Raw genomic sequence first — 18411 nt, 5'->3', positions numbered from 1 at the left:
TATCGAATAAGACAATGGTTATAAAAATGAAAAAAATTATAGGTTTACTTCTCATACTATGTGCTTACACATCAGTTTCTGCTCAAAAAGAAAAACCGAATGTATTAATTTTTTATGTAGATGATTTAAGAGCAGAATTAGGTTGCTACGGAAGTACAACTGCAATAACACCAAACATAGATAAATTGGCATCTGAAGGTGTTTTGTTCAATAAAGCTTACACGCAGCAAGCCATTTGTGCACCGTCAAGAATGAGTACTTTAACTGGATTACGACCAGAAACCTTAGGTATTTATAGTATTTTTACACCACTTCGTAAAGTACATAAAGATGTGGTAACCATGCCACAATTATTCAAAGAAAATGGATACCAAACTATAAGTATAGGTAAAGTTTATCATCATACGATGGATGATAAAACTAGTTGGACAACTCATTTTCCTAAAGAAAAAAATTCTTATGTAAAACCAGAAAATATAGCATTAATGGAGCGATTAAAAGCCGAAGGTGTAAAACCATTAAAAGGCCCAGCTTTTGAAGATGCAGATGTAGAGGATGAAGCCTATAAAGATGGGAGAGTAGCTAAGAATGCTATTGAAACTCTAAACAAAATAAAAGACGAAAAATTTTTAATGTTTGTAGGTTTAAGTAAGCCACATTTGCCCTTTAATGCACCCAAACAATATTGGGATTTGTATGATAAGAGTGATTTTGAAATACCTTCTAAAGAAAAACCAGCAGGTATGTATCGTTTGGCTTTAAGTAATTGGGGAGAATTAAAAAGCTATTATGGTATTCCAAAAAATGGCGAATTAGATGATGACTTAACTAGAACTTTAATTCATGGATATCATGCTTCAGTTAGTTTTATTGATGCTCAAGTAGGAAAAGTGATGCAAACTTTAGAAGATTTAGATTTACGCAAAAATACTGTTGTTATTTTTATGAGCGACCATGGGTATAAAATTGGCGAATATGGAGCTTGGTGTAAGCATTCAAATTTAGAAATAGATGTTAGAGTGCCATTAATTATTAGTAGAGAGACAGGTTATAAAAATAGAAAGTTTGGAGTAACCTCAAATGCTTTAGTAGAAAATGTTGATATTTTTTCAACTTTAGTCGAATTATGTAATCTAAAAGGTCCAGTATCTGATGGAAAAAGTTTATTACCTATTATTGATTTCCCTAGTTTGGAATGGGATCAATTCGCTACAAGTGTTTACCCTAGAGGAACCAAAATTATGGGATGTACAGTCACAGATGGTAATTGGCGATATACCGAATGGAGAAATTCAAAAACTCACGAGGTTTTTACTTCTGAATTATATGAGCATAAAAATAGTTTGTTGTCTTTTAAAAACTTATCTGGAGTTCCAGAATATGCTTCTGTAGAAAAAAGAATGAAAACATTTATAGAAACTCAATTTCCTAGAAACTCAGCTCCTTTTTTACAGAACGATATACCTAGAGAAAAGGGACAGTGATAGAGTTGTATGCCTATAAAGATTATAAAATATTCTTACTTAAATTAAAATCTCGAATTCTTTATTAATTGCGTTGTATGGTTTTCTATAATTAATCTTGATACAACAGGATAGAACAGGATTATATCAAACTTGTTATTTGTTAAGTTTGTTTTAGTCATGTCCATTACAGCGCAAACAATGAAAAACATTCTCGTTTTCTTATTCTTCTCATTAACGATTTCTAATGGATATGCGCAACGAAAAATTACTAATTTCAATAATAATTGGAATTTTATATTAGAGGATAATCCCAATTTTTCAAAAGAAAATTTCGATGATACCTCATGGACAACCTTAAACGTGCCACACGATTGGTCTTTCGAAAAAGGCGTACGGAAAGGTGGAGACCAAGGTCAAGGTGGTGGTTATCACGATGGTGGTATTGGTTGGTATCGTAAATCTTTCAATGTCAATAAAGCCAATCTTTCTAACATCACTTACATCAATTTTGATGGGGTTTACATGAATAGTGAGGTTTGGATAAATGGTAATTATTTAGACAAAAGACCTTATGGCTATATCAGTTTTAGATACGATATTTCTAAGTATTTAAAAGCTGGAGAAAATACATTTGCTGTTAGAGTAGATAATAGTTTAGAGCCTTCAGCACGTTGGTATCATCCATGCGGAATATATGCACAAGTAAAACTAATAGAAGTTAACCCAACGCATTTTAAACCAAACAGTATTTTTATTAAAACACCTTCCATTTCTGATCAAAACGCAACTGTAAATATAGATGCAGAAATTAATGGAAAATTGAAAGGTTTAAAATATGAAGTAAAATTGTTTTCTCCTGATGGAAAGGAATTAATCAAAAAATGTGAGAAACTAAAAATATCCAATCCAACCTATCAATTTGAAGTGAAAACACCAAAATTATGGAGTCCAGAAACACCAAATGTATACAGAGCCGTAACTCAAATTTTAGATGGTAAAAAAGTCATTGATGAAGTTGAAACCAATTTTGGTTTTAAAACCGTAGAATGGAATACTGAAACAGGTTTTTGGTTAAACGGAGAAAACATAAAATTAAAAGGCGTTTGTGAACATTGGGAAGGAGGTCCAGTTGGAGGTGCCTGGACAAAACCACTATTACGTTGGAAACTTCAATCCTTAAAAGACATGGGTATTAATGCTATCCGTCCATCACACAACCCAACACCACCAATGTTTTACGATATCTGTGATGAAATTGGGTTGCTGGTAATGGACGAAATTTTTGATGGTTGGCACAAAAAAGCACCTCAAGATTATGGTAAACAAGCTTTTGATGAATGGTGGCAACGCGATGTAAAAGAATGGATAACCAGAGATAGAAATCACCCAAGTATTTTTGTCTGGAGTTTAGGCAATGAAACACATAGCGATGTGGCGTCGGAATTGGTGAAATTTGGTAAACGATTAGACCCAACACGATTATTTACATCTGGTGCAGGAAATCCAGATGATATGGATATTACTGGTGTCAATGGAGGTTCTGAAACCAATTCGTTTATAGATGGGATGAATGGGAAAAAATTAGATAAACCATTTATTTCCACAGAAGCACCACATACTTGGCAAACACGTGGGTATTACAGAACACAAACATGGTGGCGCGATAATGAGTTGCCCGGTACTTACGAATTACCAAACTTAACTGAAAAAGAAATCTTTTTTTACGAAGGAATCAATCCTAAAAATTGGAGGAACAGAAAACAAAGTTTCAATTCGTCGTACGATAATGCTACAGTAAGAGTTTCAGCAAGAAAATATTGGGAAGTCATGAGAGATAACCCATGGCATAGTGGTCATTTCCGTTGGACAGGTTTCGATTATTACGGAGAAGCAGGTTTAGCACACGGTGGATTACCGTTCAATTTGTTTATGGGAGGCGTTTTAGATGTGGCTGGATTCAAAAAAGATTTATTCTATTTCTATCAAAGTCAATGGACAAAAGAACCTATGATTCATATGTTACCACATTGGACGCATCCAAGAATGAAAAAGGGAACGGTTATTCCGGTTTGGGTCTATTCTAATGCAGATGAAGTCGAATTGTTTTTAAACGGTAAATCTTTAGGTAAAGATAAACCAGGAATGGTTTGGAACGAAATGCAATGCGAATGGCTAGTGCCTTATGAAGAAGGAATACTAGAAGCGGTAGCTTATATAGATGGAAAAGAAGTAAAGAGGACAGCTTTTTCAACGAGTAAACAACCCTCAAAATTAAAAACAAGTATTCAAAAGTTAGATGCTGAAGATTCGTTTACCACAAGCTATATCATCACTTCAGAAAGTTTAGACGAAAACAATAATTTATACCCTTACGGAGAAAACAGAGTTTACTATAATATTCAAGGTGATGTAAAGAAAATTTCCATGGAAAATGGAAATCCTATTGATCCTATCAGCAGAACAAAGTCTGATTTTAGAGCCATGTTTTTTGGGAAAACAAGACTATTCCTAAGAGAATTACCCAATGCAAAATCGGCATCAATTATCACAGCTTCAATTTTAGGAGATAAAGCATTATATACTTCAAATACAATCACCATTGACGCCAAACAGATTCAGGTTTTAGGAAATTCAAATGTTGATGATTTAGAAATTCTATATACAGTCAATGGCGATAATCCTGAAACAAAAGGTACAATTTATAAAGGCGCTTTTGAAGTTTTAGACGGTAGCACAGTAAAAGTCGCAGTTAAACAAAACGGCAAGACTATTATAACAATGGAAGAAAACTTTGGTAAAAATGAAGGTTTATTTTGGGGCGACGAACATTCTAAAGATATGTGGAAAGGTAGAGGTGTCAATATAGCTGCCGAAGAAGCCATACTTACGGGAGAAGCAGAAGTTAGTGATAAAGCTCATCATTTTAAAGGTACAGGTTTTGTAAGATTTAATGGCAACGAAGGAGCTATTATGTTTTACAAAGAAAACGATGGTGAAGGAAAAACGTATGCGATTAGATTTAGATATATGCATAATGATGCTTATAAAACCTATCCAATGAAACTATTTGTAAATGATGAATATATAAAAACGTTTGAATTTTTACCAACAGGAGGTTGGGTGCAGAATTGGAAATTTGTAAATGCAAAAGTGTTTTTTAAATCGGGTGCAAACAGTATTAAGTTAGAAACTACAGGTAAAAGCGGTCCTTTTATAGATGAGTTGTTTGTGGATTAATTAAAAAAGTTTTAAAAATAGTTGATATGATAAATATATTAATTGCGATGGGAGTTTTATTAGTGTTTAATTTTCTACTATTAATGTTTAGTTGTAATAAAGATTGAATTTAAAATAGGAAGAAACAATTAACGATTGTTTCAAATTTTCATACTCTAAAAATTAGTAAGTAATGCGTCGTTTTCAATTATAAAAAAGTATTGGTGTAATGAACAAAATAGTATGTCTTATAGTTTTTATGTGTTCGTTTTCCTATGCTTCGGAGGTGAAGGATTTGAAGTGCGAATCGAAAACTAACCCAACAGGCATAACCATTAATAAACCGCATTTTAGTTGGACGTTTATAGGTGATGCTAAAAGTCCAAAACAAGGAGGTTATAGAATTGTAATGGCAACCTCGCCAGAAAAATTAAAATATCCAGATTTGTGGGATTCAGGGCCAACCAGTTCATCACAATCTAGTAGTATACAGTATTCAGGAGCACCTTTAAAAAACGGACAACGTGTGTTCTGGAAAGTCACCATTTGGGGAAATAATCGAGGTGCAGTTCACAGTGAAGTTTCTTGGTTTGAAATGGGAGAAATAGAAAACCCTGCAAAAGCATTTCAACCTCATGTGTTTTCTAAATCCAAAAAAGGTATCATCAAAATCAATATAAACAGTAAAGATACAGGTAGAACTTTTGAAGGTATTGGAGCGGTTAGTGCAGGTGCTTCAACAGATTTATTATATGATTATAAAGACCCTATAAGAAGTCAAATTTTAGACCTTTTATTCAAACCTAAATTTGGTGCTGGTTTTCAACATTTAAAAGTTGAAATGGGTGGAGGAGAAAATTCTACTTGTGGATCAGAACCATCACATGCTTTTACGAGAGAAGAATTGAAAAATCCGGTATCTCGTGGCTATGAGTTTTGGTTGATGAAAGAAGCCAAAAACAGAAACTCAGAAATGATTCTAGAGTACCTACCTTGGAGTTTTCCTGGATGGCTAAAACCAAACATTTACTCACAAGAATCCGCTGAGTATTTTGTAGCATTTTTAGATGTGGCAAAAAAGCAATGGGATTTAGACATAGATTGGGTAGCTGCAGCCGAAAATGAAAACGATACTAATCGTAATTGGTTGGTAAACTATATGAGACCCACTTTAGATGCCAGTGGTTATCAAAACGTAAAAATTCAAGGCCCAGATGATAACAGTGGTGACTGGAAAATATTTAATGATTTAGAAAAAGATAGCGCGTTCAATGAAGTCATTGAAGCAGTAGGTTACCATTATGTTTCAGGAAGGGAGTTTACCGATAATATGGTAGATGGTCGTGGTCGTCCAACCACAGAGAAAGCAAAACAATCAGGAAAACCGCTTTGGGCAAGTGAAGATTGGAGCTGGACAGGCAAAGACTGGGATGGTGCTGGAGCACTGAACTTAGCACGATTGTACAACAAATTTTACATTAGAGATAAAATTACAAAAACACTTATTTGGGCACCTATTGGGTCGATATATAAATCGGTGACTTGGGATAAGGCAGGCGCTATGAAAGCTAATGAACCTTGGAGCGGTTATTATGAAGTTTGGCCAACTATTTGGGCAACAGCGCATACTACGCAATTTTCCACACCACACAATTGGGAATATTTAGACGGAGCATGTGGATTGTTTGATGCATCAACTTATAAAGGAAGTGTTGTGACTCTAAAAGATAAAAACAGTGCCAATTGGAGTATGATTATTTGTACTGCAAATACAGAAACTTTAGAGGTGAAAATTAAAAAGGGCTTAGCAGACGACAAGATTTATGTTTGGAAATCCGATGCAGAAAATCAATTTGTAGAGTTAGTAAGTATCGTTCCAAAAAAGAGGTCGTTTACTATACAACTTGATGCCAATAGTATCTATTCGTTAACCACAACAACTGGCCAACAAAAAGGATGGTATGAGATTCCTGAATCTAAAGTATTTCCATTTCCATATAAAGAAGATTACGAGGATAGAAAAGTTGGTGACTTACCAAAATATCATTCAGACCAAAAAGGTAGTTTTGAAATCGCTCTAAAAGCAGATGGCACCAATTGCTTAAAACAAATTGCACCAGAACCTGGTTATGATTGGATGCGTATTTACAGAAGAACAAACATAAAACCGCACACTTTAATTGGAGACGTAAATTGGAAGAATTTCACCTGTAGCGTAGATGTTTATATTAAAGATGGGAATGTGGAATTAGGAGGACGTGTAAAAGGCAGCTTTTTGAACGGTTATCGATTTTTGATTGAAAAAAACGGAAACTGGAAGCTAATGTATAATAAGAAAACGTTGACCAAAGGAAATATTATCGATTTTGATTCTAATATTTGGCACCAATTGAAACTAAAGTTTCAAGATAAAGACGTTGAAGTTTTTGTTGATAATGAATCCATAACAAAAGCATCTCACGACGTCAGTAATGGTTACATTTCTTTTGCAAGTTCCTATCATGGAAATCTTTTTGATAATTTAAAAGTAACAGATAATGATTAAAAAAATAATAGTCTTATTACTAATAAGCATTTGTGGCTGTAATTCTGCGCAAGAAGCCTCAGAAAAATTAAGAGTTATAGAATATCAGGAATTAGAACATCAAAAAAGCCTGATTAAGAAGGGTGATAAAAAAGCTGTTGAAAACTATAACAAACTAATTAAACAAGTAGATAAATTATTAAATAGATCTGTTTTTTCAGTGGTGAATAAAGTAGGTGTTCCGCCAAGTAAAAGCAAACACGATTATATGAGTATTGGGCCTTATTGGTGGCCTAATCCTGAGACAGCAGACGGATTACCATATATAAGAAAAGACGGTGAAATAAATCCGGAAACAAGAAACAATTATACTGATTTTGTTGAGAACGAAAACTTTCTACGAGCAATTAGAGACTTAAGTAATGCTTATTATTTAAGCGATAATATAAGCTATGCAAATAGAGCTTTAAAGTTAATAAATACTTGGTTTTTAGATGCGGATACCAAAATGAATCCCAATCTTAATTATGGACAATCTATACCTGGGAAAAATGATGGACGATGTTTTGGCATTATTGAGTTTGGCGGTTTAGTTGAAATCCTTAAATGCTTAGAGGTATTAGAAGATAGAAATCAACTTGACGATGAAACGAAGAAAGGTATGGAGTCATGGTTGTCAGAATATGCCGATTGGTTGCAAAACAGTGAATTAGGTAAGGAAGAAGCCACAAGAGAAAATAATCACGGAACGCATTATGATATTCAATTGCTTAATATACTATTATATCTCAATAGAGCAGATGAGGTCAAAAACCATCTGTCTACCATAACAAAAGCAAGAATCTTTAGTCAAATTGAACCAGATGGAAGTCAACCAAGAGAACTCAAAAGAACCAAATCCTTTTCATATTCAACCATGAATTTACATGGGTTTATGGAATTGGTGCGTATAGGACAAAAAGTAGGAATTGCTTTATGGAATATTGAGTCAGAAGATGGCAGAAGTATAAAGAAGGGCTATCAATATATGGTGCCTTATCTCATTAAAGAAAAAGAATGGGAGCACAAGCAAATTACAAGTATTAAGAGTTCCGAAGCTAAATTAATAGCAGATTTAAATTATGTAAGTAAAACATTAAAAGATACATCTTTTGATAAAGCACTTCATTTATTAAACCAAAAAAATGAAGTTAAAAACTAAATTTTTGAATTTAAAATTGTTTTAGAGAACATTATAATATGAAGTCAAATCTTATCCACTTTTGTATTGCTCTTATTTCAATTACAATGTGTAGTTGTGATAATTCAGGTACAAGAATTGGTTCAGAAATTCTGTATCCAAAGGAATTAAAACAACTTCATAAAAACGTTATAGAATATTACTTGAATTTAGAAAATGATGATGAAATTATAGAAGAATTATTGCAAAATTTTCAGGAAGATGGCTCATGGACAACCATAGATTATTCTAATAAAATTAGAGGAGGATGGCCTGTGAAAAATCATTTAAAGCATGTTCAATCCTTAGCTATCAATTACAAGAACAAAGATTCTAAATATTATCTGAATAAAAATCTCTCAAAAAAAATCTATAAAAGTTTAAACTATTGGTTAGATAATGATTTTTTAAGCACCAATTGGCACGATCAACATATTGGAGTGCCAGAACTATTATTGCCAACACTTTTTTTAATGGAAGCAGAGTTAAGTGAAGAGCAATTAGAAAAAGCTAAAGTATTACTTGATCGTGCAAAAATAAAAATGTCTGGTCAGAATAAAGTATGGTTATCGACCAACGTCATGTTGCGTTCATTGTTGTTAAGAAAACCAGATTCTGTGGCTATTGCAAGCAAAGCCATTCAAAATGAATTACAAATAGCAAAAGGTGTTGGCGTAAAACCAGATTGGTCGTATCACGAACATGGCGCGCAATTGCAGTTTGGTAATTACGGTCTTTCGTATTTAGAAGATATGATAAAGTGTTACTCATTTGTTCACAACACACCATATCATTTTGAAGCCAACAAAATAGAATTTTTAAGAAACATTATCCTTAAAGGTCAGCAATGGATATTATGGAAAGATACCTATGATATAAGCGCATCTGGCAGACAGCTTTTTGAGAACGAACAAGCTAAAAAAGCAACACGTTTAAAAGCATGTATTCATAAAATGAAGGTCTTGGATAAAGCACATTCAAAAGCATATGATGATGCTTTAGATTCAAAAATTCTATCTGGAAACAAACATTTTTGGAAATCTGATTTTCAAGTGCACAGAACAAAAGATTTTTACTTTTCTGTTAAAATGAGTTCAAAGAGAGTTGTTGGAACTGAGTCTGTAAATCAAGAAAATATTCAAGGCTATTACTTGGGCGATGGTGTGTCGCTACTATCCACTAGTGGAAAGGAATATGAAAATATCTTTCCGTTTTGGGATTGGAAAAAATTACCAGGAACTACAATTATTCAAGATAACAAACCTTTACCAATTATAAAATTTAGTGACTTTAAAACCAATAGTGTTTTTGTTGGAGGTGTTAGTAATGGAGAAAATGGAATTGCAGTTTTGAACTATAATCGTGATGGTTTAAAGGCTAAAAAATCATGGTTTATGTTTGATAATAAAATTGTGTGTTTAGGAAGTGGAATTTTAGCAAATACAGAATATCCAGTTACAACAGCCATAAATCAAGCCTTTGCAAAAGGAGGAATTGTCATAGGAAAAGATGATGAAGTAGAAACTAATGTAAGAAAACGCAAAGAGATAAATCCCGATTGGTTGCTACACGATAACATAGGTTATTTATTTCCAAATGGAGGAACCATAAATCTATCAACAAATATTTTAGAAGGCAGTTGGAATAAAGTTGCAAAACGTTATCGTCCGGTGATACTAACGGAACATATTTTTAAACTATGGTTTACTCATGGTAAACAACCTAAAAATAGAAAATACAATTATATTTTGGTGCCTAATGCAACAGAAGCAAAACTGAAGGATTTTAATAAAAATAAGCCTTTTAAAATCGAGAATAATGAAGCGCTACAATCTGTTGAAACAACGGATGGAACATTGGCAGGTATGGTGTTTTATTCAAAAGGAACATCAAGAATAAAAGGAGGTATTTCGGTGAATCAACCTTGCATGATGATGTTAGAAGAAAAAGCAAATCAACTCATAATATCAGTAAGTGACCCAACGCACAAATTGACTAAAATAACCATAACTATTTCTGGTAATTATAAAGCAAATGGCAGTCAATATGTCCACGGAAAAACTCAGATAACATTACAATTACCGAAAGGTGATGAAGCAGGAAAAACAGTCCAACTGGAATTACAAAAACAGGAATAAAAAGTAATGAAAAAAAGAAATCTATTTTATGTTTTCTTCCTAGCAATGTTTAGCATGGCATTGCAAGGTCAAAACTCAATTGTAATTGATGAATTAGAATCTGGATTTCAAAATCCACCAAACCAAGCCAAAGCCAGAACTTGGTGGCATTGGATTAGTGGAAACGTTTCCAAATTTGGAATTACAAAAGATTTGGAAGCCATGAAACAAGTGGGCATTCAAGAAGCGCAGTTGTTTAATGTGCACTTGGGTTTTCCAAAAGGCGGAATAACCTATTTAAGTGAAGAATGGTTAGATTTATTTCATTTTGCAGCTTCTGAAGCAAAACGGTTGGATTTAGAATTAGCATTTCATAATAGTGCAGGTTGGTCGTCTAGTGGAGGACCGTGGATTACAGAAGAAAACGCAATGCAAACCGTAGTTTTTAGCGAGATTATTGTTAATGGAGAGCAAAAATTTAAAGGCGAACTTTCAAAGCCAGAAACTAAATTCAGGTACTATAACGACATTGCTGTTTTAGCATTTCCAAAACCTGAAAAAGCTATAAAAATTGATGGATTAGATTATAAAATATTATCAGATAGAATCAGAAATCATTTATTGCCAGATACCAAAGAAATTCCAAAAGCAGCCATAGTAAAGAAAGAAAGTATTATAGATATTACGTCTAAGTTTTCTGAAAATGGTGTTTTAGATTGGGACATTCCAAAAGGTGAATGGGTTATTTTTCGAATTGGGCATACACCGAATGGTTCAAAAAACAGACCAGCTGTTGATGGTGGTCACGGTTTAGAAGTAGATAAAATGTCTACAGCTGCTTTAGATGATTATTGGAATAAAGGCGTACAACCCATTTTGAATAAGCTAGGAGATTTAGTTGGGGAAACTGTAAATAATTGTTTAATTGATAGTTACGAGGTAGGTTCGCAAAATTGGACTACAGGTTTTGAGCATCAATTTAAAAAATTAAGAGGATACGATTTAACACCGTACTTACCAACTTTAGCAGGCTATTATGTAGAAAGTGGCGAAATTACCGAACGTTTTCAATGGGATTTTAGAAGAACAATTGGCGATTTAATCGCCGAGAACTACTATGGGCATTTTGCAGAATTGTGCCATAAAAACAAACTTAAATTTTCTGTAGAACCCTATTGGGGACCTTTTGATAATATGCAAGTAGGTGCCAAAGGCGATATTGTAATGTGCGAATTTTGGAGTGGCGGTTATCCGTTTTTTGATTCTTCAAAATTTGTATCTTCAATTGCTCATTTAAATGGAAGTAGCATTGTTGGCGCAGAATCCTTTACTGGCATTGGCGGTTGGGATAAACACCCTGCAACCATAAAATCTATTGGCGATAAAGCTTGGGCAGAAGGTATTACTCGTTTTATATTTCATACTTATGTGCATCAACCTTGGGATGTTGGGCCTGGAATGGCGTTAAGTTATCACGGTTTCGATTTTAACCGTTTGAATACCTGGTGGACACAAAGCAAATCGTATTTAGATTATATCGCCAAATCCCAATATTTATTACAACAAGGTACTAATGTTGCAGATGTATTGGTATTTACTGGCGATTCATCTCCAAACACGGCTTTTTTATTACCAGAATTAAAGAAATCTGGTTACGATTATGATTTAATTGGTGCTAATAAACTCGGAGAATTATCCGTAGAAAACGGTAAAATTGTTACAAAATTTGGAGTAGCCTACGAAGTACTAACCTTACCAGAAAGCGATTGGATAACGCCTAAAACACTAAAAATAATAGATGCACTAGTTAAAAATGGTGCTAAAATTATTGGTAATAAACCAAAGCGTTCGCCAAGTTTAAGCAATTACCCAGAAAGTGATGTTTATGTAAAAGCTACGGCCAACGCACTTTGGGATAAAGTTTTAATAAAAGATATTTCCATTGATGAGTTCTTAAGTAACGCGCATATAACCCCAGATTTTTCTATTATTGAAGCTAATAAGGAAGGCGTTGGTTTTATACACAGAAGAACAAAAGAAGCCGATATCTATTTTGTTGCCAATGCAAAAAAGGAAAAAGTAGCATTTACAGGGCGTTTTAAAGTGGCTAACAAATTACCTGAAATTTGGAATGCTGAAACAGGAGACATTAAAAAACTAGCAGTCTGGAAAAATAATGATGATGGAACAATAAGTATTCCTATTGCTTTAGATAGTGAACAAGCTGTTTTTGTAGTGTTTAAAGAAAATTCAGTAGATGAAAATCATATTGTTGAAGCGGATATAAAATTAGAAAAACCAACACCAACATCATTATCTAACCTAAAAATAATAAAAGCAGAATACGGTAATTTTCTACAAGAAGGCTTGGTAGATATTACTGATAAGGTAGCAGCCGAAGTACATGATGGAAAGCTAAATTTTCAGATGTCTAGAGCTTTTTGCGATTGCGATCCTGCAATGGGATATGTAAAAGAGTTTCGAATGGAATATCAAATTGGTGATGAAATTGAACATATTCATGCCGAAGAAAGAGAGTTTGTTACTATTGATGCAGGTAATCAACCTCTTAAAATAATTTCTGCGGTGTTTGGTAAATTTAAAGCAGAAACTAAAGGTGTGCCTAAAAACTTTGAAGCTTTTGATGTTGCCGAAAACATCGTAAATCAGGTAGTTTCAGGACATTTAAATATTAAAATTACGGATGAATTGGTAAATGGTAAAGCTTTAAAAAATACTGTTAATTTCTTAAAAATTACATTTGAAACCGATGGCAATTCAAGAACCACTATAATTCCAGAGGGCGAATTTTTAAACTTAAATAGGTCTATATCTTCATCAGAAATTTACAAAGCTAATGGCCATAACATTTGGAAAACCCCTTTTTCTGGAAGTTTATCTTATACAAAGGCATCAGGAAAATCAAAACAAGTAAAAGTAAAGGTTCCACAGTCAATAGAATTATCTGAAAATTGGGAAGTAACATTTCCTTTAAAAAATGGTTCTTCAATCAAAAAGAAATACAAGGCCTTAACATCGTGGTCAGAAGCAAAAGAAGAAGACATTCAACATTTTTCAGGAACTGCCATTTATGAAAAAGAATTTACTCTATCTAAAAAACAGTTGTCTAAAGAATATGCTTTTGAACTCGATTTGGGAAGTGTAGCCATTGTAGCCGAAGTTTTTATAAACGATAAAAAAGTAAGCACCTTATGGAAAGCGCCTTTTAGAGTTGCTATTGGTGATTATGTGAAAAAAGGTCGAAATACAATAACACTAAAAATAGCGAATTTATGGGTGAATCGTTTAATTGGCGATGAAAAAGAGCCTTTAGATTATGAGCGTAGAGGTAATAAAACCAAAGCGCTTCCTAATTGGCTATCAAATCCAAAATCTCGAGATTCCAAAAGACAAACATTCTCCTCTTGGAAACATTGGAGTAAAGATGATGAATTAAAAATGTCTGGACTTTTAGGGCCTGTAAACATTCAATTTTATAAAAAAGTAAAACTCTAAGATGATACTAAACAAACTTTGTTTCAAAATACTATTCATTTCTTTTTGCTTTTTAGGATGTGCATCAAAAACTAAAGAATCTAAAGCAACTACAGAAGAAAATCAAACGGTAGACTATTTTGCCGACAACGGTTTTGGAAATGCGGTAGCCATTGTACAACATCCATCTGGTGTGTATCACAAAGGTATTACTTATGTTGCGTATCAAGGGCCGCTAGAAGACCCTTATGTTGCTTCATATAATCATAAAACCAAAGAATGGCAAGGGCCATTTAAAGCAGGAATTAGTGAAATGGGTAAAGACCCAAACCGGAAGAAGAAAATTGATAATCATGGTAAACCTGCAATTCTAATTGATGATGCAGGGTATATTCACATTGCTTATGGTGGGCATGGAGGAGCTCCAGCAGATGGTAAAAATCCGCTAGGAAATCATCATTATGGTAAAAACTTACATGCGGTATCTAAAAACCCTCTAGATATTTCTTCATGGCAAACACTAGATAATATTTCGGTATTTGGTACCTACAGTCAGTTTGTAAAAATGGATAATGGTGATATGTACCTATTTTATCGCCACGGTGCCCATAGAAGTAATTGGGTATATCAAAAATCTACAGATAATGGACGCACTTTTGGGGAACCGGTTTCATTTTTAAAACATAAACGTATACAACAGATTGAAGCCGAAGACTCTTGGTATCCTTGGGTGAGTAAGGGTAATGGAGATGATATCATTGTAGCCTTCGATTATCATATCTGTAGAGATAGTAAAAACACTCAGGACGCTAGAGGTCACATACCAGAGCGACATAACTTGTATTATATGGTGTTTAATACTAAAACAGGAGTGTGGAAAAATGTTAAAAACGAACGGTTAGAAATGCCTTTGAGCAAAGAATTGGCAGACGAGCAAACCTTGGTTAGTGAAATAGCTGAAGATTGGACATTTCAAGGAATAACAGATGTAGATCCAAACGGAAACCCACAAGTTTGCGTATTGGTAGGTCCAGATATAGGAGAAAATAGAAGTGGACCAAAACGTATACAACATTTTAGATGGGATGGGAAAATGTGGTTAAAAAGCGAAAATAAAGACCTTCCTAGAGGTAATGGTGATTTAGAAGTAAAATCATCGAAAGAAGTCAGTATATATCTAGAAAGTGTAACCAATGAAGGTGTTGGAGAAATTAGTAGATGGGATAGCTTTAATGGCGGAGCATCCTTTAAAAAGGGAACTGTTTTTTTAAGCAGAAAAAAGGCTTCATTCGTAATATCTTCTCTTATTGATAATCCACACCCAGATGCTAGAATTATTGTAGGCGAAAAAGTAAAAGGGTCAGATTTCAAAAAGATGTATCTCTTAGGAGAAAATGGTGCAGTGGTGCGTAATAAAAATGAAGCACAGGTACTAAAACATAAAGAATAATAATATACTATAAATTAATTAAATCAAGTACAATGAAAAAATTAAACAAAATAAGTTATTTAATATTGCTTGTGAGCATTTGTTTTTCTTGTGGTAATAAATCAAAAACGACCGAGTCTAAAATAGAAGATGATAAGGCCGTAGAACAAGAACCAAATATTGTGTTCATCTTATCAGACGACCAATCTTGGACCGATTATGGTTTTATGGGTGATGAGAACATAGAAACACCAAGGTTAGATAAGTTTGCTTCCGAAAGTCTCACTTTTACTAGAGGTTATGTGCCTACACCTTTGTGTTCACCATCATTAGCAACCATTATAACTGGTTTGTATCCAAAAAACCATGGTATTTTGGGAAATGATTATGTATATGAACGTGTAAAAGGCGACAATAAAGAAAGTAGAACAAACAGAAATGAAGCCTATAAACCAATAATTACATCTTTTGAAAAGCAAACCACATTGCCAGACATGCTGAAAGAAAAAGGCTATCTATCCTTTCAAACAGGAAAATGGTGGCATGGTAATTATAAAATAGGAGGATTTGATTATGGAATGACCCATGGCAATCCTAAAAGAGGAGGAAGACATGGTGATTATGGTTTAGAAATTGGACGAAAAGGGATGGATACCTTAACAAGTTATGTTGATTTAGCGATTAAAGAAAAGAAACCTTTCTTTTTATGGTATGCACCATTTATGCCTCACAGACCACATAATCCACCACAGCGTTTATTAGATAAATATTTAAAGAAAACCGACTCTGAACATCTTGCTAAATATTGGGCTATGTGTGAATGGTTTGATGAAACCTGTGGCGAATTATTCGATATAATAGAAGAAAAAGGTTTAACGGAAAACACATTATTTGTATATGTGTGTGACAATGGATGGAAACAAGACCCAGAAAAAAGTGGATATATGGTAGATTCTAAACGTGCTCCTTACGATATGGGAATTCGTACACCAATTATGTATAAATGGGCAGGTAAAATTACACCTAAAATGGATAGTAAAACTATTACAAGCAGTATAGATATGGTGCCTACAGTATTAGATATTTTAGATATTGAAAAACCAGATAATCTTCCTGGAATTAGTGTTTTAGATGCAAAATCTTTAAACGAACGTAAAGGGTTTTTTGGAGAAGTTTATTCGCATGATTTTGATACGATAGAAAATAGTATGTTTTATAATATGGCTATTTTTCCTCCTTATAAAATTATTGTTCCAGACCCTGTAAGAAAAAAAGGCGAAGTTGTGCAGCTATTTAATATTGATGAAGATCCTTTTGAGAAACATAATATTGCTGAGAATCATCCAGAAGTTGTTGAAGAATTAATAAAGAAAATTAAAAATTTTAGGTCAGAATAATAAATCATTATGAGAATAACGCTCTTAATACTTTTAGTGCCATTACTGTTTATTCTTTCATGTAAGAATCAAGAACAGCAAGTGGTAAAAGACATCACAACAAAACCAAACGTCTTGTTTATTGCTGTTGATGATTTAAACAATTGGATTAGTCCAATTCAAAATTTTTCAAACGTAAAGACACCAAATTTTGATAGACTCTCAAAAATGGGAGTTACATTTACAAACGCTCACGTTCAGGCGCCTTTATGTGGGCCTTCAAGAGCTTCTATAATGACAGGTTTACGTCCTTCTACAACCGGAATTTACGGAATGACACCTGATAATAAAATTCGGAGAGAAGGGAATCCTGCTACAAAAGACATCAGGTTTTTACCAGAATACTTTGAGGACAATGGCTACTACACAATGGGCATTGGAAAACTATTTCATATCCATGCGCCAGATAGTGTATTTAATGAATCTGGTGGACGTGTAAAAGGTTTTGGTCCTTATCCTAAAAAACGATTTGTTTGGGATGGTTTTGGAACATCAAAATCTAAAAAAGAAAAGTATGGAAGAACAAGTACAGATTGGGGAGCTTTCCCTGAACAAGATTCTTTAATGCCAGACCATCAGTCTGTAAATTGGGTTGCTGAAAGACTGCAAAGAAATTATGATGAGCCATTTTTTATGGGACTTGGGTTTTTAAGAGTTCATGTACCACTTTATGTTCCTCAAAAATGGTTCGATTTGTATCCGTTGGAAGATATTCAAACTCCACCTTACAAGTCAGATGATTTAAATGATATTCCTCCTGTAGGTATGCAAATAAATGATTTACCAATGATGCCATCTACAGAATGGGCAAAGGACAGTGGCGAATGGAAAAAGATAGTGCAAGCCTATTTAGCTTGTATGAGTTATGTAGATTATGAATTAGGTCGTGTTTTGGATGCTTTAGAAAGCAGTAAGTATGCTGATAATACCATTATTGTTTTGTGGTCGGATCATGGATATCGTTTAGGGGAAAAAGGAACATTTGCAAAACACGCACTTTGGGAAACTGCAACAAAAGCGCCATTGCTATTTGCTGCTCCAAATTTGCCTAAAGGAAAGAAAATCACGGCACCTGTAGAGATGTTGTCTATTTATCCAACTTTGTTAGAATTGAGTGGCTTGCCAGCTTACAAAAGAAATGAAGGGAATAGCTTAGTGGCCATGATGGAAAATAATGAAGGACTAAATGAAGCAAGAGCTATCACAACTTATGGTATGAATAATCATGCTATTAAGACAAATGGTTATCGTTATATTCAATATGAAGACGGAACTGAAGAGTTTTATAATCATAGCTTAGACTCCAATGAGTGGTATAATGAAGCTAATAATCCTAAATACAAGAGTGAGATAGAAGCGTTAAAAGCGCTGTTGCCAAATGTGAATTCAAAATGGGATTCGGAATCTAATTATACCTTTCAACCTTATTTTGTGGAGCAAAAGATGCGTGTAAATGGAAAAGAAAATAAACCCGTGGATGTCATTGGAGCTGATAGGTAACTCCTATAT

At 33.8% G+C, this 18411-nt stretch carries 9 protein-coding genes; all 9 read left to right on the top strand.

The genetic code is table 11. The annotated features are described in order from the left end of the window. Window positions 1-26 precede the first annotated feature (26 nt). The 9 genes from HNV10_RS07310 (at window position 27) to HNV10_RS07270 (ending at window position 18402) form a co-directional block, all read left to right on the top strand. On the top strand, window positions 27-1484 hold the full coding sequence (locus HNV10_RS07310; RefSeq protein WP_173300684.1) for a sulfatase: 1458 nt from the start codon (window positions 27-29) through the stop codon (window positions 1482-1484). A gap of 180 nt (window positions 1485-1664) precedes the next feature. Then, window positions 1665-4703, top strand: coding sequence for a glycoside hydrolase family 2 TIM barrel-domain containing protein (locus tag HNV10_RS07305; protein WP_173300683.1), 3039 nt, complete (start codon window positions 1665-1667; stop codon window positions 4701-4703). Window positions 4704-4911: 208 nt separating this feature from the next. Then, on the top strand, window positions 4912-7227 hold the full coding sequence (locus HNV10_RS07300; RefSeq protein ID WP_173300682.1) for a glycoside hydrolase family 78 protein: 2316 nt from the start codon (window positions 4912-4914) through the stop codon (window positions 7225-7227). Further along, complete coding sequence (locus HNV10_RS07295) at window positions 7220-8407, top strand: alginate lyase family protein (protein WP_173300681.1); 1188 nt, start codon at window positions 7220-7222, stop codon at window positions 8405-8407. Before HNV10_RS07300 ends, HNV10_RS07295 begins: the two co-directional genes overlap by 8 nt. Before the next feature lie 38 nt (window positions 8408-8445). Beyond that, on the top strand, window positions 8446-10563 hold the full coding sequence (locus HNV10_RS07290; RefSeq protein ID WP_173300680.1) for a polysaccharide lyase family 8 super-sandwich domain-containing protein: 2118 nt from the start codon (window positions 8446-8448) through the stop codon (window positions 10561-10563). A 6-nt stretch (window positions 10564-10569) separates the two neighbouring features. Further along, window positions 10570-14058, top strand: a complete 3489-nt coding sequence (locus HNV10_RS07285; RefSeq protein ID WP_206675991.1) for a glycosyl hydrolase — start codon at window positions 10570-10572, stop codon at window positions 14056-14058. Window position 14059: 1 nt separating this feature from the next. Then, window positions 14060-15487: a BNR-4 repeat-containing protein gene (locus HNV10_RS07280; protein ID WP_173300679.1), complete on the top strand. Its 1428-nt coding sequence runs from the start codon at window positions 14060-14062 to the stop codon at window positions 15485-15487. A 32-nt stretch (window positions 15488-15519) separates the two neighbouring features. Then, complete coding sequence (locus HNV10_RS07275) at window positions 15520-16863, top strand: sulfatase-like hydrolase/transferase (protein ID WP_173300678.1); 1344 nt, start codon at window positions 15520-15522, stop codon at window positions 16861-16863. Window positions 16864-16872: 9 nt separating this feature from the next. Then, on the top strand, window positions 16873-18402 hold the full coding sequence (locus HNV10_RS07270) for a sulfatase (protein WP_173300677.1): 1530 nt from the start codon (window positions 16873-16875) through the stop codon (window positions 18400-18402). Window positions 18403-18411: the final 9 nt, after the last annotated feature.

Origin of the sequence: Winogradskyella litoriviva, assembly GCF_013249065.1 — a bacterium.
In the GTDB taxonomy this organism is placed as follows: Bacteria; Bacteroidota; Bacteroidia; order Flavobacteriales; family Flavobacteriaceae; genus Winogradskyella; species Winogradskyella litoriviva.
Note: the sequence above shows the minus strand (reverse complement) of the source record. Positions and strands in the feature narration are given on the sequence as shown.

Coding starts and splice junctions, on each gene's coding strand:
- HNV10_RS07310 (WP_173300684.1), top strand. CDS start 27: ATGAAAAAAATTATAGGTTTACTTCTCATACTATGTGCTTACACATCA.
- HNV10_RS07285 (WP_206675991.1), top strand. CDS start 10,570: ATGAAAAAAAGAAATCTATTTTATGTTTTCTTCCTAGCAATGTTTAGC.
- HNV10_RS07295 (WP_173300681.1), top strand. CDS start 7,220: ATGATTAAAAAAATAATAGTCTTATTACTAATAAGCATTTGTGGCTGT.
- HNV10_RS07280 (WP_173300679.1), top strand. CDS start 14,060: ATGATACTAAACAAACTTTGTTTCAAAATACTATTCATTTCTTTTTGC.
- HNV10_RS07305 (WP_173300683.1), top strand. CDS start 1,665: ATGAAAAACATTCTCGTTTTCTTATTCTTCTCATTAACGATTTCTAAT.
- HNV10_RS07270 (WP_173300677.1), top strand. CDS start 16,873: ATGAGAATAACGCTCTTAATACTTTTAGTGCCATTACTGTTTATTCTT.
- HNV10_RS07290 (WP_173300680.1), top strand. CDS start 8,446: ATGAAGTCAAATCTTATCCACTTTTGTATTGCTCTTATTTCAATTACA.
- HNV10_RS07275 (WP_173300678.1), top strand. CDS start 15,520: ATGAAAAAATTAAACAAAATAAGTTATTTAATATTGCTTGTGAGCATT.
- HNV10_RS07300 (WP_173300682.1), top strand. CDS start 4,912: ATGAACAAAATAGTATGTCTTATAGTTTTTATGTGTTCGTTTTCCTAT.